The organism is Niallia sp. (assembly GCF_031978665.1).
In the GTDB taxonomy this organism is placed as follows: Bacteria; Bacillota; Bacilli; order Bacillales; family Cytobacillaceae; genus Niallia.
Genome location: NZ_DALZDK010000019.1, coordinates 15,884 through 35,008, shown reverse-complemented (window position 1 = coordinate 35,008; position 19,125 = coordinate 15,884). Strand labels below are relative to the sequence as shown.

18 protein-coding genes are annotated in these 19,125 nt (G+C 38.7%); 3 read left to right on the top strand and 15 right to left on the bottom strand.

Features of this window, described 5'->3' with window-relative positions:
* The 5 genes from RTL21_RS11950 to RTL21_RS11930 form a co-directional block, all read right to left on the bottom strand.
* The coding region (locus tag RTL21_RS11950; RefSeq protein ID WP_312096114.1) for a phosphomevalonate kinase at positions 1–898 on the bottom strand (898 nt) is incomplete at its 3' end.
* 15 nt (positions 899–913) lie between these two features.
* Positions 914–1,903 (bottom strand): diphosphomevalonate decarboxylase, encoded by a 990-nt coding sequence (gene mvaD / locus RTL21_RS11945; RefSeq protein WP_312096113.1) that lies wholly within the window; start codon positions 1,901–1,903, stop codon positions 914–916.
* 22 nt (positions 1,904–1,925) lie between these two features.
* Positions 1,926–2,876, bottom strand: coding sequence for a mevalonate kinase (mvk, locus tag RTL21_RS11940; protein WP_312096112.1), 951 nt, complete (start codon positions 2,874–2,876; stop codon positions 1,926–1,928).
* A 63-nt stretch (positions 2,877–2,939) separates the two neighbouring features.
* On the bottom strand, positions 2,940–4,289 hold the full coding sequence (locus tag RTL21_RS11935) for a tripartite tricarboxylate transporter permease (RefSeq protein WP_312096111.1): 1,350 nt from the start codon (positions 4,287–4,289) through the stop codon (positions 2,940–2,942).
* Positions 4,289–4,534, bottom strand: a complete 246-nt coding sequence (locus RTL21_RS11930) for a hypothetical protein (RefSeq protein WP_312096110.1) — start codon at positions 4,532–4,534, stop codon at positions 4,289–4,291. The genes RTL21_RS11935 and RTL21_RS11930 overlap by 1 nt, the downstream gene beginning before the upstream one ends.
* Positions 4,535–4,887: 353 nt before the next feature.
* Between RTL21_RS11930 and RTL21_RS11925 the strand changes: the two genes are divergently transcribed.
* Positions 4,888–5,223 carry a hypothetical protein gene (locus RTL21_RS11925; RefSeq protein WP_312096109.1) on the top strand — a complete coding sequence of 112 codons (336 nt, stop codon included), beginning with the start codon at positions 4,888–4,890 and terminating at the stop codon, positions 5,221–5,223.
* A 254-nt stretch (positions 5,224–5,477) separates the two neighbouring features.
* Here RTL21_RS11925 and RTL21_RS11920 read toward each other — a convergent pair whose 3' ends face one another.
* Positions 5,478–6,083: a CGNR zinc finger domain-containing protein gene (locus RTL21_RS11920; protein WP_312096108.1), complete on the bottom strand. Its 606-nt coding sequence runs from the start codon at positions 6,081–6,083 to the stop codon at positions 5,478–5,480.
* Positions 6,084–6,201: 118 nt separating this feature from the next.
* Between RTL21_RS11920 and RTL21_RS11915 the strand changes: the two genes are divergently transcribed.
* Positions 6,202–6,675 (top strand): hypothetical protein, encoded by a 474-nt coding sequence (locus RTL21_RS11915; protein ID WP_312096107.1) that lies wholly within the window; start codon positions 6,202–6,204, stop codon positions 6,673–6,675.
* A 251-nt stretch (positions 6,676–6,926) separates the two neighbouring features.
* Here RTL21_RS11915 and RTL21_RS23240 read toward each other — a convergent pair whose 3' ends face one another.
* The 9 genes from RTL21_RS23240 to RTL21_RS11870 all read right to left on the bottom strand — a co-directional run bounded on the left by RTL21_RS23240 (position 6,927) and on the right by RTL21_RS11870 (position 17,419).
* Positions 6,927–7,052 (bottom strand): hypothetical protein, encoded by a 126-nt coding sequence (locus RTL21_RS23240; protein ID WP_396954443.1) that lies wholly within the window; start codon positions 7,050–7,052, stop codon positions 6,927–6,929.
* Positions 7,053–7,231: 179 nt separating this feature from the next.
* Positions 7,232–7,981, bottom strand: a complete 750-nt coding sequence (locus RTL21_RS11905; RefSeq protein ID WP_312096106.1) for an ABC transporter permease — start codon at positions 7,979–7,981, stop codon at positions 7,232–7,234.
* Entirely contained in the window at positions 7,982–8,743 is a 762-nt protein-coding gene (locus RTL21_RS11900) for an ABC transporter ATP-binding protein (RefSeq protein ID WP_312096105.1), read from the bottom strand.
* A gap of 276 nt (positions 8,744–9,019) precedes the next feature.
* The gene (locus RTL21_RS11895) at positions 9,020–9,361 is read right to left on the bottom strand and encodes a DUF1048 domain-containing protein (RefSeq protein WP_312096104.1); all 342 of its coding nucleotides are present in this window, start codon (positions 9,359–9,361) and stop codon (positions 9,020–9,022) included.
* Positions 9,358–9,702 (bottom strand): PadR family transcriptional regulator, encoded by a 345-nt coding sequence (locus RTL21_RS11890; protein ID WP_312096103.1) that lies wholly within the window; start codon positions 9,700–9,702, stop codon positions 9,358–9,360. The genes RTL21_RS11895 and RTL21_RS11890 overlap by 4 nt, the downstream gene beginning before the upstream one ends.
* 198 nt (positions 9,703–9,900) lie before the next feature.
* Complete coding sequence (locus RTL21_RS11885; RefSeq protein ID WP_312096102.1) at positions 9,901–10,872, bottom strand: NAD(P)-dependent alcohol dehydrogenase; 972 nt, start codon at positions 10,870–10,872, stop codon at positions 9,901–9,903.
* Positions 10,873–10,967: 95 nt separating this feature from the next.
* Entirely contained in the window at positions 10,968–11,540 is a 573-nt protein-coding gene (locus tag RTL21_RS11880; protein WP_312096101.1) for a Crp/Fnr family transcriptional regulator, read from the bottom strand.
* Between the two features lie 310 nt (positions 11,541–11,850).
* On the bottom strand, positions 11,851–15,945 hold the full coding sequence (locus tag RTL21_RS11875) for a carbohydrate-binding protein (protein WP_312096100.1): 4,095 nt from the start codon (positions 15,943–15,945) through the stop codon (positions 11,851–11,853).
* A gap of 394 nt (positions 15,946–16,339) precedes the next feature.
* A complete protein-coding gene (locus RTL21_RS11870; RefSeq protein ID WP_312096099.1) occupies positions 16,340–17,419 on the bottom strand; it encodes a GntR family transcriptional regulator in 1,080 nt (359 codons plus the stop codon).
* A 275-nt stretch (positions 17,420–17,694) separates the two neighbouring features.
* Between RTL21_RS11870 and RTL21_RS11865 the strand changes: the two genes are divergently transcribed.
* Positions 17,695–18,540 carry a nuclease-related domain-containing protein gene (locus tag RTL21_RS11865; protein WP_312096098.1) on the top strand — a complete coding sequence of 282 codons (846 nt, stop codon included), beginning with the start codon at positions 17,695–17,697 and terminating at the stop codon, positions 18,538–18,540.
* The last annotated feature ends 585 nt before the right edge of the window (positions 18,541–19,125 follow it).

Genomic DNA, 19,125 nt, shown 5'->3' with positions numbered 1-19,125 from the left:
GCGCGGTTTCAATTGCCCCGCCAGTCTCTTGACTTAACTCTAGCAATGCAGACCGATTAGCGGATAAGCTTGCCATCACTAACTCCATATCGTTATGTTTAAAGCCTTCAACCATAGTGGAAACTGCATCACGGCTTTTACGTAAGAAGTCTCCATAAATAGTGGAGTTTTGATTTTTAAGTGGTTCGATCTTTTTTATTAAAGAAGCTGTTTTGGCAGAACTACCTGTCCAGCCGACAGCAAGCACTAATTCCTCAGGAGCTTCTAGTTGCTCGATCTGTAGATATGGCCATGTCTCTTCCACCAATTGAGAAATAGACCTTTGCTCTCCAAGCTTTTCTTTTAACCAGCTCGCTTTAAACGCTGTATAGTGGAGCCAACCGCCATAGGTTGATGCTGCCACATCTGCACAGGAACCGCTCCCTTGTGTCTGATAGTGCGCAATTGCAGCTAGTTTAAAAATAAGGGTTTTCGAAACAGGCAATTGCTCTCGATACAACGTTAAAATCGAGGATACAACCGCAACAACTACTGCCGCACTCGATCCTAGTCCATATTTCCGGCCAGACGTGGCATCATCCAATTCACTCGTTATCGTGAGTGAAAAAGGTTTGGTTTCTATAGACTTTTCCAGTAAATATCGATGTACAATATCAAAGGTATTTTTGATAAAATCCAATCTCGCATCTGTCTCTTCAAAAATGACTTGTCCTTGATCCAATCGACAAGCGACATTAGGAAGACCTAGCTGTGGCAAAGAAAGAGACTGTTTTTCACTTAATTCTACTCCTGCTGTAATAAACCTATCAACTGCGACAACAATCGCTGGATAGCCTGGTTCCAGTACGGCATATTCCCCAGCAATAAAAAGTTTCCCTGGAACTTTGATTTCGTGCATCTGGACTCACTCCCTTTATCCATTCCACTCTGATAAATACTGAATGCCAGGACCTGGATGACATACAATCACATCACGAACAGAGGCTAAAGCAGCTAGCTTTTCTTTAATCACCTGTTCATTCGCTGGTTCACAAAGCACTTTTACATTCGGTCCAGCATCAATGGTGAAATACGCTTCTAAGCCTTGTTGGCGCAATTCCATGACTTTCTGCATAACGTCAAGTGTTGCACTTTGCCAGTATAAAAACGGCGGCTTTGCTCCTAGCGTAGTAGCGTGCATTTTCATGGCATTCGCTTCCGCAGTTTCCCCTAGCTTTGTAAAGTCACGAGTGCTAATTGCTTCCTTAATCAGCGTTAAATCCTCTTCGATAGTAGCTAACCAGCCATCATAGAATGGAGAAGTGTCTACTGTCCGCTGCATACCATCTCGGCTCGAAACAGATTTAGGACCTGCTTCTACAACAACTGATAGAACACTAATATCCCATGCTTTTTCGTCTATGATTTGTGTCGCAAACGAATCTGTTCCGCCCGTTTTCTCTCCCTTTTGCCATTCAACAAACCCTCCAAAAATCGAGCGAGATGCAGAACCAGAGCCTTGACGAGCTAAAGCAGAAAGCTCTGTGCCAGTTAAATCTAACTGTAACGCTTTACTTGCCGCTGCCGCTAATGCTGCATATCCTGAAGCAGAAGAAGCGAAACCAGCAGCTGTCGGCACATGGTTCACCGATGTCACCTTCGCAAAGGTTTTGGTACCTGCAAGGTTTCGTACATGGTTAAGAAAAGCTGTTATTTTCACTAATTCCTTATCAGAAACTTGATTCCCATCTAATAAGAGGGAATCCTTCTCAAATTGGTCAGAAAACTGTACCTTTGTTTCTGTATAAAAATGATCCAATGTAATCGATAAACTACTATTCATTGGTAAAAACAACTGGGAATCGCGTTTCCCCCAATATTTTATTAATGCAATATTCGTGTGAGCTCGAGCGATTGCTTCCATTAACCACACTCCTCATTTATTATTAACATTTTGCTATCGTAAACTGCCAAGTTTGAGCAGCACCAGCTTGAACTAAGGCATCAGCAACCTTTTTTCCTAGCTTCTCATTTTCTACTAGTGCCAAAATACAGCCACCGCGGCCACCACCTGTTAATTTCGCGCCTAATGCTCCAGCGGTTCGAGCCGCATTTACTAAGTCATCTAAGCCTTGGTCACTGACCCCTAACAAATCGAGCTGTTGGTGGGCTTGATTTAATTTATCGCCAACTTTTTTGGAATCGCCAGCCGCAAGTGCTAACCGCACCTCTTTTGCCAATTGTCCTAATAGCGTGATTGATTCCTCGATTTTTTCCGGTTTCATTTCGTACTTATCCCGAATCGATTTCACTGCTGAATAGGTATCGCCAATTCTGCCGCTATCTGCTACGACAAAATGAAAGGGAGCACCTATTTTCACACTCTCAACCTCTTGTTGTTTTTGAAACCAAATCGGATTGGCGCTAGAGGCTGCTATCATATCGATCCCACTTGGTGTTCCATGGGCAAATTTTTCTGCACGTTCCACCAAGGGCATCAGCTGACTATCGCTAAGTTCTTGATTGAAAAAGGCAAAAAGACCGCGAACAAGTGCAATTGCAATTGCTGCACTTGAACCTAATCCACGTCCAATTGGAATCGAGGATGTAATCTGAATATGTAAACCTGAAGAACGCTTTTCAAGAACTTTCAATGTTTGGATCACACAATCGCCAATTCCCTCCATCTTTTCAGGAATCAGTTCAATCGGTCCTTTATAAAAGGGACTTTCGATTTGTATCGCATTTCCCTCGATATTCTTCACTGTTACTTTGACTTCTATTTGTTTAAATGGAAAAGCGATCGCCGGTTTTCCGTAAACAACCGAATGCTCTCCAATTAAAATTAACTTACTATGTGCTCGGCCTACCGCAACTTTTTGTGGAGTTTCAAGCATCGATATCCCCACTTTCACAGAAATATTGGATGTACATCTTGATGTATATCTCTTGTCTAATTTTTAAAACCAAGTAATAATCCATGGTGCTGAATAAAGAATCATGAACTGAACGCCGTAATTCACGCCCCAGCGATGAAGCATACCAGCAAATAACCCAATGACTAGTACACCGATAATATTGATAAAACCAGCGTCCATAAAAGCTAATAATAGCACAAGTCCAAAAAATAGTCCTAGAATTGCTTCATGGGGAACCCATCGAAACACAAAGGCACAGATTTTGTGGGCGTATTTTACGGTAACAAAATAAGTGATTGCAAGGGCAATCGTGGCACCAATAAGAGTAGCCCAAACAAAGTCTGCATTCGATAAGAGGTGATGCAGATTATGCTCGGTTGTAAATACTGGAGGTGCATTAAAAAGTGCATTTGCTGGACCAATCGCCATTGGAGACAATGGGATACCAAGTGCAATTAATGGAATCAAGGTTCCAGAAATATAGGTAGCATTAGTCAGCCCCTCCATAGACGCGATAGCTACAGAAGCCTTTTTCACCGGATCCTTGACCCTGCTTGAAAAAAGTTCTCCAAGGAAAATAGTCATGCCAACAGGGCTCATAATAAAGGTAATGGAGCCGATAAAACTAGCAAGCATACTTGACCCAGTTTCCTGTTTTGTCAATAGTTTAAAGGGACTTGGGAATCCTTTAATGGGATTCGTTTGCGCAAAATCAATCGTTTTCTTCGGAAATCTTGGCATACTATCTCGTTTTTCTTTATGTAAAAGTTCAAACATGGTCAGAATGACGGGACCAATTGTGATTCCTAAGAAAAAAGAAGTGAAGACATTCGTTCCCTCTGGTACAACGCCAATTCCCCAATAAAGATAGCGCAAGCCTTCAATTAATAGAGCAAATGGAAGAATCGATACAAGGGCTAACACCTTATTTTTTGTCATTAATGCAAGTAAAACAGCCCCAATGAAAAAGAGAGGGTTTGCGTATTCTTTGATGACATCAGAGAATGGAATTAAAGCTTGTGCCATCAGTAAACTTACGGGAACCGAAACGAGCGTCCCAATAACAGAGCCGGATGCCATTTTGCGAATACTAATATCAGGCATGCCATGTTTTTTTAACACAAGTGCATGCTCCACCATCGGGGTCGCCATCACCCCGCCAGGAATACCAGCGAGAGCAACCGGAATCGAATCTGTTACTTTATTAGCCACAATCGCAGAAATAAAGAAAGTTAAAACCACAATCGGCTCTACTCCTGCCAATACGATCGCTAACGTTACCGGTGCTAAAACAGCCGTTTCATCTGTCCCAGGTGCAACACCGATTATTGTATATAAAACAGCTGCTAAAACGGCAGCAACAATCATCTCTATAATTAATACGATGTCCATTATTTATCTCCTGTTCCCTTAAAGTTTCTTTTTGGCTTAATAATAAAACTGCAAATGATAAACCCAATAAGTGCACCAGCAAGGCCAAAAAACAATGGCTTTGGCGCTTCATTTGGCGCGATAAAATAGGCACCCATAGTCGTTATACTACAAATAACTAGTGCCATAACCAAATCTTTTATTTGAACAAGATCCTCCCAGACCTCAATATTATCGTTTGCATCTTGCTTCTTTTTATTATCCATACAATCAAACTCCTTGTATTTAATGATCAGAAATGAGCATACTGATAGGTTCTGCTTCCCCACGAAGATTATACACTAAATCCCATTTGGTGAAAACGATTCTCAATTGAATTCTGAAAAATAAAATATATTCCCATGGTTGTTATACCACAAATTTGTAAAGGCATAACCCCTTCTTTCATTTAAAATGGTGTCACCAAAAAAATGGTGCCTGACACCGACTTTGAAATACTACTTGGAAAATATCCCATTCCCTAAATGCGGGTGTGGTTGTTTTTTAACAACTATGTTATATCCATTTGGATAGGATAGGCATATGATATAGAGATTTTAAAGGAAAGGGGCCAAAAATAATGATAAATTTTAATCAAACAGTTATGAGATCACATCATGGCGGTGGAGGTCATCCATCAGGTGGTCATGGTGGTCATACTAATTGGCACCAACATGGCGGTAACACTAATTGGCATCAACATGGAGGCGGACATCCAAATTGGGGACACGGCGGAAACTGGTCTCATCAAGGTGGAAATTATCCAGGAGGAGGATTTGCATTAGGTACTCTTACAGGATTAGCACTTGGAGCAGCGGCAACACCAGCTCCTTATCCAGTGCCTGCTCCTTACCCGTATGCATATCCTTATCCATCCCCGTATCCATATCCAACTCCTTATTATCCAGGATACTGATGGAGGCAACACGTTAAAGAATTTGAATACACTCAATAAAAAAGCAGGTACCCAACAATATGGGTACCTGCTCCCTTATTTAATAAAATGAATCTTTTGATTTTGGTACTGACAGTCCAAATAACGGCCGGAGATAAAGTGCTACAACGTTTAGAATTGCTTCAGTACACACTTTGACGCTTACCCTCCCGTAAGACATTTCTGTGAAACAAGATTATTCGAGGTGTCACTGTGACCTTTACCTTTAATCACTTTTATTTTTGGTAAAACCGCCGTGCTTTAGCTCGATTACCGCAATCGGCCATTGAACACCAACGCCGGCTCCGGTTCCGACTCGTATCAAAGAATAACCATCCACAAGAGTCTCCCTCACATTGTTTGACTCGTTCCAAGTCGTTTTTAGAAACGAGTAAATCAACAGCAGATTGTAAAATTGGAGGGAGCATAGTGTCCAAGTTTTCCTCGTTATACATGAACTTCAACGTGTAATGATCCTTTTCTTGGATCACAAGCAAAGTTTGATAGAAGTGGCTTACAAAATCATTGAAACTTTTCAAGTCTAGCGGATGTGGCGATGTCCCCTTTGAAATGGACTTGAAGATTCGATACATGACCTCCCGCATTTCGATAGTCTGTTTTAGAACTTCTCCAGCTTCAGACTGTTTCTCCTGCGCCTTTAAAAGAAGGGCTTTAGCTTGTTGTTCGGTCAAGACTTCAGCATGGATGCACCAGTCAACCAATTTGGCGTAACTAGTAAACCAATCCCTCCTTTTCTCAGTACTTTCTCGCCAACTGACGGTATTGATAAAATCCATGCACAAACGTTCTCCGACCATCAAAAAAGAGTTCATTTCCGACATAATCAAATCTCCTTTACTATAACCATCATAATGCATATTGACGGTTATAATCAACTCAGTTATAATTCAACCATCAAAAGTAGTTTTGATGGTTAAATACTAATTAGGAGGTACTGAGATGGACAATCCGATGTTGGTAGCTGTTAGAACATTGTTGAAGGAAACATATGATGGACCTAAAGAAAACGCAAGCTGGTACACAGAAGCGAAACCTAGTAGTGGATTATTCGGAACACTTGAAAAGATATCGGCAGAAGATGCTTCAATAGCTATCAATGGTACAACAATTGCCGCACAAACAGATCATACCCGCTATTATTTATGGGTTGCGAATTCCTACTTAAATGGGGAAGAACCCAGTAAGGACTGGGGAGCATCATGGAAAATCACAAACGTTGATAAAATCACATGGGCTCAATTTACTGACGAACTTCAACAAGAATACACAACACTGTTAAAAAAGATTGATTCACTTGACTCTTTAGATGAACAGACATCGAATGGTTTGTTGGGGGCGCTCGCTCACTCTGCCTACCATCTCGGATCAATACGACAGATGATCAAATCGATCAAAGTCCCAAACCAAACATAAGTTACTAATAAAGCTCCAAGGAATCACTTCTTGGAGATTTCAGATTTGAGTTATTTTTCTTACAAAGAATACTGTATTAATATTAGAGAATTTTTTTGTTATTTAACTCCGAATCCTATGCAAGGATCACACTCGTTAGTTTAATTGCATTGTTTTACAAATTCGTGCGTTTTCCAAAGAGAAACTGCTTGGATATCATTAACCAAGCAGTTTCTCTTTATTTTATTTTTCTTAATTGCATTGCCTAATTTCTATTTCTTATCTTTTAGTTCTAAAAGTATAGGTGCTATATTTAGGAAGATAGAAACAATTGTCAAAAACCATAATGCTCTTTCCATACCAGGTACTACATCCATTAAAGCTGCCCAATCTTCCACTTCTACCCACGACGATACAAGACTGTATTCTGGTAAGCGTCAAATAGGTCCCACCTATTCGAGGTGTCACTGTGACCTTTACCTTATTTTTCCCTCCTGTAGATTCTTTTTTTAAAATTTATTATCATACCATAGTTGAGAGAAGTGTTCGGTCCGGTCACTATCAATTCAGCTAGTACTTACCCCAGCTGACGTTTAAATGCTTTCCTAGCAAAGAAATATGCAATAACCATGATACCAATGCACCAAGCAAGAGCTATCCAGATATCATTGCCAACAGTCCCTTCATACAAGAGAGCACGAATGGCATCAACAATTGCAGTCACAGGCTGATTCTCAGCAAATACACGGACAATCTTAGGCATTGTATCGGTCGGAACAAAAGCAGAACTGATAAAGGGTAGGAAAATCAACGGATATGAGTAGGCTGTCGCTCCTTCCATAGTTCCCGCTCTTAATCCAGGAATGACTGCTAGCCATGTCAGTGCTAGTGTAAATAGTCCAAGTATCCCAGCTATCGCTAGCCAATCCAGAATATCTGCATTGGAACGGAAGCCCATCAATAATGCGACAAGGATAACGACTATAACAGTAAGCATATTGGAAATAATTGAAGTCAACACGTGAGCCCACAATATCGACGATCGCTTAATAGGCATCGTAACAAAACGTGCCATCAGCCCGCTCTTCACATCCGTAAACAGTCGTAGTGAAGTGTAAGCGACACCAGATGATATAGCCATCAGCAGGATTCCTGGCAATAAATAATTAACATAGTTGTCTGTGCCTGTCTCTATTGCCCCACCAAATACATAGACAAACAGCAGCATCATCATAATCGGCAGAATCGCCACTGTAATTATTGTATCTGGGCTTCGCATAATATTGCGCATTAAACGCTCTAATAATACCCATGTTTTGCTTTTCATTTATTTCCCCTCCTTTTTGCCAATGATTGCGAGAAAGATTTCCTCCAAGGTCGGCTGCTTCTCGATGTATTCTAATTTTGCTGGTGGGAACATTTCTTTAAGTTCGGTAAGCGTACCGGTCTTGATGATTTTTCCACCATGTAGAATGGCGATGCGGTCTGCGAGTTGTTCTGCTTCTTCCAAGTACTGAGTCGTAAGCAAGATAGTCGTGCCACCACCTGCAAGCTCCTTGACGGTATCCCAAACCTCCATCCGCGCCTCTGGATCAAGCCCTGTCGTCGGTTCGTCGAGAAAAATAACTGCCGGCGTCCCGATTAAACTCATAGCGATGTCAAGCCGACGCTTCATTCCACCAGAATACTGGTCCGCCCGCCGGTTGGCTGCACTGGTTAGGCTGAATCTTTCAAGCATGTTATCAGCTACTTGAACTGGATTGGAAACAACCCGTAATTTGGCCATCATGATCAGATTTTCACGTCCAGTAAGCATGCCGTCTAAAGCTGAGAACTGCCCTGTTAGGCTAATGCTCTGACGAACATTATCTGATTGACGCTGGACGTCAAACCCGCATATACTTACTTCTCCATCATTAGGTTTCATCAATGTTGAGAGGATATTGACCGTCGTCGTCTTGCCCGCTCCATTCGAACCTAACAATGCAAAGATTTCACCACGCCGAACCTCAAAATCCACCCCCTTTAATACTTCTTTGTCTTTAAAGGATTTCTTTAACCCTTTTACAGAAATTGCTACATTGCTCATATAAATTTCCTCCTTATTTAAAGTGCCTGCGGAAGCTATATTGACTCCACCTCTACTTAGTCACACTGATATTCTGTATTACTTACTACGCAGTTAAAAAATATAACTGAATAGTTAAGATGGTAATTTACCTTGGTAACAACTATTCAGTCCATATAGCTATTATTTGGTTCATAATGCTCACATTCCCAATATTTTCGTGTAAAGAAACTCAAACTAAATTTTCAGATTTGCATCGTAAATATTAGGAGATTAAGGTTCACTAGAGTGTGATCGTTATCCACGACCAATGGTATCGTTCAACTTCTTACGATACTTATCCTTCCAAGTTTGCTCATCCTTCACTAGCTCGTCACAAAAAGCTGCTACATCCTCGCCTGTAAGGTCAGTAACTTGCTTGCCTTCCGCTACTCCTTCCTCAAAGAGCTCCAGTATACCGGAAAAGATACGACTGCTGTCCTTCCAGTCGGTCGGAGCACCACCAGCAGTCCACATATATTTTTGAATAGCTTTGTATGCATGGTGGTACTCAACCGGAAGAGCCTTCGCGCGTGCCTCCATCTCCTTCCATTCACGCTTATCTTCCAAACTGCCAATAATTTTTTCAAAAATACTCATATAACGTCATCCCCTTTTGATTTTTTTGTTTTAAGTTCAGTAATTTTGCTAGAGACAAATTCCCATTTTGCCCAAAACATTTTAAGTTGCTCTTGGCCAGCTCCATTTAAAGTATAAAATTTCCTTGGCGGTCCCATATTAGACGGCTTTTTCTCGATATCCACCAAATTGTTTTTCTCCAACCGCATGGTAATCGTATAAACTGTTCCTTCCACTACATCCGTGAAGCCAAGTTCTCGTAGCTGTTGCGTGATTTCATATCCGTAAGTTTCCCCACGGCTGATGATCTCAAGCACACACCCCTCAAGCACTCCTTTTAGCATTTCTGTAATATTTTCCACCTTTTCAACCCCATTTATAATTCACCATATTTTCAAAGTACTCTATTCCTAGGTAGTATGTGACACATATATTAAGTAATACCGACTACTGGTATATAGTATCGCAGAATAGATTCACTTGTCAATAGCCCTTTGTCCCAAACTGAGCGCTCCCAGGGACAAAGGGGACAGACCCCTTGTCCCTGAAAACTATTCGACCTATTCTATTGTAATAATCACTTTTCCCTGTGCATGCCCTTTTTCAAAATATTGAAATGCTTTTGGAACCTCCTTTAGAGAATAGCCTCTATCCATTACTGGCTTTACTTTCCCTTCTTCTATTAGCCCATTTATAAAAACTAAATCTTGTTGATTCGGCCTTTGCAAGAAGGTGATAAATTTCTTTTTTCCAAATATGGATAACAAGGGACCTACTAGCATTGTTTGATAGAATTGACTATTTGCACCACCAACATGAATGAATACGCCATTATCTTTTAGCTTTTTCTTATAGGTAAAAATTGATTGTGATCCGTTCACTCCAAAAATCACATCAAAGGTCTTGCCATCATTCACAAAATCAGTTTTTCGATAATCCATCACATGGTCAGCACCAAGGGATTTCACAAGCTCTACGTTTCTCGTACTGACCACCGCCGTTACTTCTGCTCCCAATGCCTTTGCGATTTGGACAGCAAAGGTTCCTACCCCACCGGAAGCACCATGAATCAGTATCTTTTGTCCAGCCCTCACCTTGCCTATATCCCTTATAGCTTGTAGTGCTGTGGTTCCTGCCATTGGTACGCCAGCCATTTCTGTAAAGAAGAGATTACTAGGCATTAAAGCCAATTCCTTTTCACCAGCAGCCACATACTCTGCCAAGGCTCCCCAGCCACTATTAGCTAAATCACCATACACCCGATCTCCAATCTGAAGTTGCGTAACATCTCTACCTACAGCCTCCACTACTCCTGCGACGTCTCCACCAGGAATACGATATTTTGGTTTCCACAGTCCAAATACGAACCGGACCGGTAGCGGCTTTCCTGTTAAAAGAGCAAGATTTCCAAAATTAATCGATGATGCATAAACTTTTACAAGCACTTCATTAGATTTAGGTATTGGTTTATCTACCTCCCCTAATTTAAGCGTATCTGGCGTTCCATACTTTTCAGAAATAATAGCTTTCATCTTCTTCCTCCTTCTATTCCTTTTTCATCATTGTAGATGGACCATATAGATACTGCATTGACTTAAGTTAAGAGAGAGAGATTCGGGAAGGTTTATTAAATTTGCTTTTTGATTCTGCTTAATGACTCAGGAGTAATACCAAGATAGCTTGCTAATTGATGTTGGGGTACACGTTGGAGTAAATCTGCTCGAGTTTGAATAATTGCTTTATAGCGCTCTTTAGGGGAAGAACGAATAAATTTTGCATATTCATTTTGCGCTTGAATTAGGTAAGCTTCCATCATACGACGGGTCATGGATTCAAGTTCGATATATTGCTGATACATTGCTTGTTCCGATTCAAAATCAGCAACAACCAACACACAATCTTCTAAACAAGTTAAAGCGTAATTCGATGCTTGACCCGCTTCTTCAAAATGAGACAACAAAATGGCTTGTTCTTCTGTAAAAAAATTTGTGGTAACTTCTTTTCCATCCACCTCTACATGATATTGCCTAACACAACCTTTCAATACAAAAAAACAGTTCTTCGTTGGGAAATCTCCCTGTTTAATCAAGTAGGTTCCTTTTTTAAATTCCTTTATTATTATCTCTTCTATAATGGCTCGCTGCTCTTCTTCCTTTAACATTGTATATTTTCCCATATATTTCATAAGGATTTCTTTCATGGCACGTCTCCTTTTCATGGTATTTCTTTAAGATAATAATACCAGCTGGACAAGCTTAGATACCTTAGAAAATGGAAGAGAAATTAATACGCCCTTTATTATCTGGTTTTTATATATTTTGAGTTTAGTTGTATTCAATGAATTCCTTCCCTGGCAAAGTTAATAGATACCGGTGGGCCGTACTTTACTTGATGTGCACCAAAATATAATCGCCTCTTCTTTAACAAAAAATCATGCGCTAAATATATAGCACATGATTTTTTTCACGGTATTTTATTTCGTTTTATAGTTCATTCCCATTATCTTCTACTCACAATTTCTCTATCAATCTTTCTATCTCTGACTTCAGACTTTCCTTTTTATCAGTAGGCAATTTCTCATTTTTGTCGTTTTGAAGAAGCTTGATCATATCTTGGAGAAATTTAACGGCTTGGTCTCCCTTTCCTTTCTCTAGATGTTTTTCGGATTGCTTCAGTTTATTGCTTAAGCTTTCATATAGACTATCCTTTAGCTCACCTGAACCCTTATACATATCCAATAATTCTTGAATGGACGAATGATCTGCTTTGTATGGTCTAACAAGGAAATTATCATATTTCGTATTATTATAATTGGATCTTACCCCTACTTTTCCCTGTGTAAAAGCAGTACGACTATTGTCCGTAAAATCAATTTTCGGTGTCGTCATATCATCCACATATACTTTAATCGTTGTCCCATTCACTTCAATCTTCATATGATGCCAAGTGGATGTTGGTTCTTTAAGTGTAGCACCATCTAGATACTCCCAATTATAATTTTGCTTTCCAAGGTGGACGCCGTCTTCATTTATATAAGCAACATATCCTTGCATAAAATCTGCATTGTTTTGACTAAGCTCGATTCCGTTTGCTGGATTGTTTACTCTAAAAATGACTCCTCCGTCTCCAGATCCTTCGGCAGCTTTAACATCCGCTTCCACAATATAGTCTTTCCATTCCTTTTCACCGATGACTGATTTGGCAAATGTTTCGCTACTTGCATTGTACTCCCCTATTATTTGTGGCTCTGTTACTTCCATTTCCTCTAGGAACTCAAAATAGTTAAAATCATATTCCCCTTTTACTATTTCCACTTTAATGGTATGCTTTCCAGCTGGTAAGGAAACATCTTCCTTGATAACATTTCCCCAAGTATTCCAATCGCCTGTACTTGGCACATCAATAACACCTGTTAAATCAACCGAATCATCAAGCCATAAGCGGATTTGACTATCCTTAAAGGTTGTTGCTACGTTTATGGCCAAATCATAGCTACCGGCTTCTGCAATATCAACATTATACTTTAACCATTCACCTGTTTGGTTCCAGCCAACGTTGTAGCCACCTTCAGGGTTAACGCGAATATCCACTGCATCCTGTCGATACTCTCCCCCAATATTTTCAATTGTGTTATCGTGATAACCTACGCCTTCTCCACCGGTAATATAATCTGTAGCCATTATTTTACCTGGAAGCTTTTTATCCTTATCAAATTGCTGGAACATGAACTTCGAAAGCTCAAAGTCACCTTGTACAGCAACCACTTTTAACGTATGTTTACCTGCTGGTAAGGAGATATCCTGTAATGATACATTCTTCCAAGTGTCCACGCTTCCCGTTTTCGGCAAAGCAATTTCATCTGTTACATCTATCTCGTCATCTAAAAGAATTTTCACTTTCGCTCCATCGCTTACAGAGGAAACGAGTAAATCAAGGCCATAGCTTCCTTCTTCTAAAATATCTACATCATACGTTAACCATTCTCCCGTTTGAATCGAGCTAACTGCATAATCCCCTTCGGATAGTTTTCGAATATCCACATCATCGTTGCGGTATTGTCCACCAGCGTTTCCTTCTGTCTTATCATAATAAGCTACATTTTGGCCACCAGTATTATAGTCTTCCGCTTCAATGAGTCCAGGGAGTGATCTAGGAATATCAAAGGATGTTAATTCCATTTTTGTAAAATCAAATTCCCCTTCCACGAATTCTAGTTTCAATGTGTGATTTCCTTTAGGCAAAGTAATTCCATTTTTAATAACTGGCTTCCAATTGTTCCAGTCACCAGTGGCCGGGACATCAAATACGCCCGTTAAATCTATTTCATCATCTAACCATAAACGTGCCTTGGCACTTGTGAAGGTTGTTGCTACATACAGCTTAAGATTGTATTCGCCAGCTTCTTGCACATTTACATTGTATTTCAGCCATTCACCAGTCTGATTCCATCCAACAGCATAGCCACCGCCTTCCGGATTGGTTCTTATATCTACAGAATCCCTTCTGAATACGCCACCAATATTCTCAGCCGTCGTATCATGATAGGCAACCCCTTCACCACCAGTGTTGTAATAGGCTGCATTAATTACCCCAGGAACCTTTTTGTATTCATCAAAATCAATATTTTGCTCTTCAAAAGGACCTACTTTCCATGTACCTTCAACCTCGTCCCATCCTTCTGCATCTCCATCATTAAAGTCATCAGATAAAGCTTCAACTGCTTTATATCCTTGTACTTTAAAGCTTGTAAAATTAAACTCTCCTTTTACCACTTCTATTGTTAATGTATGCTTTCCTTTCGGTAATTTCAGCTTTTCGATAGAGAACGTTCTCCAATCCGTTGATTGCGGAATACCCACATCCCCAGTTATATCCGTCTTTCCATCTAATAAGATTCTTATCTTAACATCTTTGGAAGATGACCCTACACGTAAATCCAGATTATATAATCCTTCGTCTGCAATATTTACATTGTATTTCAGCCATTCTCCTTTTTCATTTGATTCAACATAATAACTGCCGTCGGAATCGTCAGCAATATCTACATGATCTTGTCGATACGGATTAGCCTCTTCTTTACTTGTTTTGTCATGATACCCAATCCCTTCGCCACCAGTATTGTAATGAACAGCCTCAACTTTACCTGGTAAAGGCTTATAGGCATCAAAGACATTACTTCCGTCTACTTTATTACTAGAAGCTGTATAGCCAAATGCTCCGTGTACATCTGATGTGGTGTAGCCGATACTACCAGCCCCAATTTTACGAACTTCTCTTGTTTGCTTTTGCATGCCATCCACAAATATTCGGAATGTATCTTCTGCCTTTTCTACTCTCATTTGATGTAGCTTTGTGTAATCATAGCCTTCTGGTAGATCTGCGTACTCCCAGCCTTGTTCCACACCATCAATAACAAAATTTGTTTCCAGGCGATTATGCTCTGGACTCAAGACAGCTGTCCCGTAGTTCTTTTCATCAGTATAGGAGAAAACTACACCCAGTCGAGGATTTTCACTCTCCCCTTTTTCTACCATTTTCAGATTGAATTCGGCTGTATATTCCTTATCTGTAGATACTTTACTTACTTGTCTATACCATTTCGTATCATCCAAAGTCTTCTGTTCAAGCCAATTAGACTTATCATCTGTAATACTCCATTTTCCTCCATTTACATTTTTCCAATCTTCTCCGATATCTTTTCGATCAAATCGATCACTAAAATCAGGTAAAGCAGGATCCGGTTGCTCAGAGGTTGTTGGTCCTAACACTAGCATTTTATCCCCATTCCACGCTATACGGTCGAAGTTTATATTACGCCCAGGGTTTGCATGACTATGATACACGATGTAATCAGAATCAAGGTCTGGTCCTCGCACAACTGTGTTATGCCCTAACCCTACATTTTCCCCTTCCGTATTTAATAAGAGTGGATTTTGCTCTTTATTTGTTGTAAAACCAACATTAGGAGAATCACTTACTCCATAATCAATACGGTATGCTTTATTCCAAATATGGTTTCCTGTATAAGTCATATAGTATTTACCTTGTCTTTTCAGTACCGTTGCACCTTCTGTCCAGCCATTCATTTCTATGCCAGTATCTGTTGCTTTTCCAAATTCAGTTGGCGTCGCCATGGAGCGAGCATCTATTCTGTTTGATCCCGTACTATAAAAATACCATTTTCCATCATCATCAATAAAAACATGTCCATCAATTCCCATCCCAAGGTTATCCGTTTGTTTTTTAAAAGGGCCTAGTGGACTTGAACTTTTATACACATAATGCCCATTTCCACCTGGAGATGTATACATATAGAATTCACCATTCCAGTAAACTACTTCCGGTGCATAGGCAGCCTTCGTAGTAGGTTCTTCTGTAACAAGACCAGCATATGTCCAATCCATTAAATCATCAGATGTCCAAGCTTTCACACCACTTTTATCATCTACCGTACTAACATAAAGATAATAAACCCCATTATGCTTTAGAATAAATGGGTCCCCTTCTCCATAATACTCCCCACTATCCCATGTCCAAGATTCTGGTAAATCCATTGGGTTGCTGTATGCGAATGCTGCATACGGTAAAGATAGCCATAAACTCATACACAGTAATACTTTTCCTAACTTTTTCAGGTTAATCCCCTCCCCATATTTTTAACAATAGTACACTACCATCTATATAAAAAGGGTATACCTGATCAGCTATAAGTTGATTTGTACACCCTGGATACCTGTAATCTAGTAAAATCTCAGAAGTAAGGAAAACTACTACTCATTTTAAAAATGTTGTTTCGCTACTTTTAAAAACGCTTACAAACATCTTATATTATCCCAATTCGCAAACATATACTAAACTTAGTATATAATATACCTTTTATACTTTTTTGATTGAAAAGTCCTACTTATTAGAAAAAAAAGGAAAATATTCAAACGGTAAGAAGGAGACAATTTTAAGACAAAAAAATAGCCACCATGAATTAGGTAGCATACTCTTTTCTTATTTTTTATTTCCTGTAGCAATCACTACATTTACTGGGATAAAAATTCGTTTCTGATCACATTCGCCAGCTAGTTGTTGCATCAATAATTTCACCGTATCCTTGCTGCATTGCTGAATATCCTGTTGCACAAAGGTGATGCCCTCTATTCCAGGGGAATCAAATGTAACTAACTCTATTGAACGTAAAGACTCTTTTTGGACTTCTAAAATAGCACGATGAGCATACTGTGCCAACTCCGCATTCATCGTAAACAAGCCAGCCAGCTGAGGGTTTTCCATTAAAAATTGTTTAATCAGTGGAGGCGTTTCATGAATGGATATTTTATCAAATGGTAACGTTAGCCAAAGATTTTTATCGATTGTAATTCCTTTTCTTAAAAAAGCTTGTTCAAATCCTTTTGCCCGTTCCTCCGTCACCGTGTTTGTTATTAGGGGAGAGATAAGTGCAATCTGTTCATGTCCTTTATTCAACAGATAAGAAATAGCCTCAAACGCTCCTTGCGTATTTTCTGAACTTACACTATAGGTAGAAATATTCTTCATATATCGATCAATCAATACAAGAGGAAATTTGTCTAGCGTAAGTCGAAGAACCGCTTCATTATACGTTTCCTTTTCTGCAGGAAAAATAATAATCCCTTCCACCCCAATAGCACGAAATGTCTCAATAGCCTCTGCTTCTTTTATCTGTGATTCTCTAGATATCTTAATGACTAAGTTATACCCTCGTTCCGTCACATACTGTTCAAGGAAATTAACAAAATCCTGCTCCACCTTCGTCTTCATCGTTGGAATAATTAATCCAATCAACCCTCTTGAAGTTTGATTTTGCACGATTGAACCTGTAAAACTACTTTCAATGACAAACGTCCCTTTTCCCTTGATCCGCTCCACAATTCCTTTATCAGCTAAGCCAGCTAGTGCATTCTTGGTAGTAATTTGGCTAACATGGAATTCATCCATCAGTTCTTTCTCAGAGGGAACTCTGTCTCCTACTCTCCATTTTCCTTCTTTTATTCGCTCTATTATTTTGTTTTGAATCTGCTGATATAATGGTTCGTTTTTGATTGTTCTCATCCTCCAGGGCTTTTTGTGTTTATCTATTGGATAATATATATCTACTATACTAAGTTTGGTAGGAAAGAGAAATGGGGAGTATGAAAGAGTTGTTTTTTTGGGAAGTAGTGGAGTTATATCTTTCTTTATTCCCTCCAAGTTTAAGAAATAATAATACAAATAAATTAATAGTCAAAAATACTGGATTTCCTTATTAAGCATACCTCTATTCAAGTTTGTCCATGTAAGTCGATATTAAAGTATAATGAAATATTTCCCATAGAAAGAGGCAGATCATGTTTTTAGATTTTCTATTTAAAAATAAGAAAGACAACATTAATAATAATATGAAAGAAACTCCAATCCCTGTAAAAAAGACAAACAACGCGACAACAAAAATAAAGGACGACCAAACTGCAGTTAGAAAAGGTGAACTCGGAGAATACAAAATCGATATTCAACTATCCCAACTATCTAAAGATTATATGTACTTAAGTGATTTACTAATTAAAAATCCTAAATCATCAACGGGATATTCCCAAATTGACCACATCATCATAACCCCTTATGGTTTATTCGTAATTGAAACAAAGAATTATCAAGGCACTATTTATGGAGGCAAAAATAAAAAAACTTGGTTAATCAATGGTAAGTTTAAAATGATGAATCCTTTAATGCAGAATTATGGTCATATTCAAGCTCTCAAAAATTTTATAGAAGATAAATACCAGCAATACTTTATTTCATTGGTTTCCTTTACAAAGAGATGCACTTTTAAAATTGAGGAAGAATTGAGAAAGATTAATTCTAATGAATTGGTAATTTATGACGTTGAATTAACTCAGTTTATTAATAGAAAGGTGGCTGTTCTTAAATTACAATACAAAAAGCCGATTTTTCTAAAAAATGATATTGAGACGATATACAATTCACTTTTGAATGCTAATATTACAGACACTGCAATTAGAAAGCAGCATATAGATATTATCAAAGAAAAAAAGAACATCACTGATAAAAAAGAAATTAGGAATAAGTGTATAGTCTGTCAGAAACCAGTGTCTGATAAAGTAAAATCCTTCTGTTTATCTAATAAGAAGTTCAAAGGAAAAATTTATTGTTTTGAGCATCAAAAAAGTTTATGAAATAGAAGGAAAACAGAAGTTAATATCCATTTAGATAATAGAATCATAAGTCTAAATCTAAATGGATACTTAGTACAAAAGGAAACTAAATTTTTTGATACTGGTGGTCGGGGTCGAAATAGGTCTTTAATCCTTGATAATACTGACTTTCTAAAAGTAATGTGTAAAATTTGTATAAAAATAATATTTATTTTTTTCCTATATCAAACTCTATCATTTTGCTCTTGGTTATAAATATGCGCTCTTTAAACTTTAAATATGGTCAAACCTTTACGTTCCTAAAGGTTACTTAATATATTTAAAACATAACCAATAAGGATTATACTTTTTGGCTCATAAATTTTTGGGAAACTCTAGAAAAAGAACTAACTGTATCATTTGCTAAATGGACAGAAACTTAGATGTATATATTTAGTCTAAGTAGAGATTCGAATTATTGATATGACTGCATTTACAACCACTTTATGTATGAAGATGGCGGGTATTACTGATTTAAAAACCTAAAACCGTATCATACCAACGCTTATAAGGCTTTTTTGACCATTAAAAATTGCTCTTACAAAGGAATTAATAAGGTTTACTCAA

Excerpts from the sequence above, each read along its gene's own strand:
- mvaD (WP_312096113.1), bottom strand. The coding sequence starts at position 1,903 with ATGGAAGCAATCGCTCGAGCTCACACGAATATTGCATTAATAAAATAT.
- mvk (WP_312096112.1), bottom strand. The coding sequence starts at position 2,876 with ATGCTTGAAACTCCACAAAAAGTTGCGGTAGGCCGAGCACATAGTAAG.
- RTL21_RS11935 (WP_312096111.1), bottom strand. The coding sequence starts at position 4,289 with ATGGACATCGTATTAATTATAGAGATGATTGTTGCTGCCGTTTTAGCA.
- RTL21_RS11930 (WP_312096110.1), bottom strand. The coding sequence starts at position 4,534 with ATGGATAATAAAAAGAAGCAAGATGCAAACGATAATATTGAGGTCTGG.
- RTL21_RS11925 (WP_312096109.1), top strand. The coding sequence starts at position 4,888 with ATGATAAATTTTAATCAAACAGTTATGAGATCACATCATGGCGGTGGA.
- RTL21_RS11920 (WP_312096108.1), bottom strand. The coding sequence starts at position 6,083 with ATGTCGGAAATGAACTCTTTTTTGATGGTCGGAGAACGTTTGTGCATG.
- RTL21_RS11915 (WP_312096107.1), top strand. The coding sequence starts at position 6,202 with ATGGACAATCCGATGTTGGTAGCTGTTAGAACATTGTTGAAGGAAACA.
- RTL21_RS11905 (WP_312096106.1), bottom strand. The coding sequence starts at position 7,981 with ATGAAAAGCAAAACATGGGTATTATTAGAGCGTTTAATGCGCAATATT.
- RTL21_RS11900 (WP_312096105.1), bottom strand. The coding sequence starts at position 8,743 with ATGAGCAATGTAGCAATTTCTGTAAAAGGGTTAAAGAAATCCTTTAAA.
- RTL21_RS11895 (WP_312096104.1), bottom strand. The coding sequence starts at position 9,361 with ATGAGTATTTTTGAAAAAATTATTGGCAGTTTGGAAGATAAGCGTGAA.
- RTL21_RS11885 (WP_312096102.1), bottom strand. The coding sequence starts at position 10,872 with ATGAAAGCTATTATTTCTGAAAAGTATGGAACGCCAGATACGCTTAAA.
- RTL21_RS11880 (WP_312096101.1), bottom strand. The coding sequence starts at position 11,540 with ATGAAAGAAATCCTTATGAAATATATGGGAAAATATACAATGTTAAAG.
- RTL21_RS11875 (WP_312096100.1), bottom strand. The coding sequence starts at position 15,945 with ATGAGTTTATGGCTATCTTTACCGTATGCAGCATTCGCATACAGCAAC.
- RTL21_RS11870 (WP_312096099.1), bottom strand. The coding sequence starts at position 17,419 with ATGAGAACAATCAAAAACGAACCATTATATCAGCAGATTCAAAACAAA.
- RTL21_RS11865 (WP_312096098.1), top strand. The coding sequence starts at position 17,695 with ATGTTTTTAGATTTTCTATTTAAAAATAAGAAAGACAACATTAATAAT.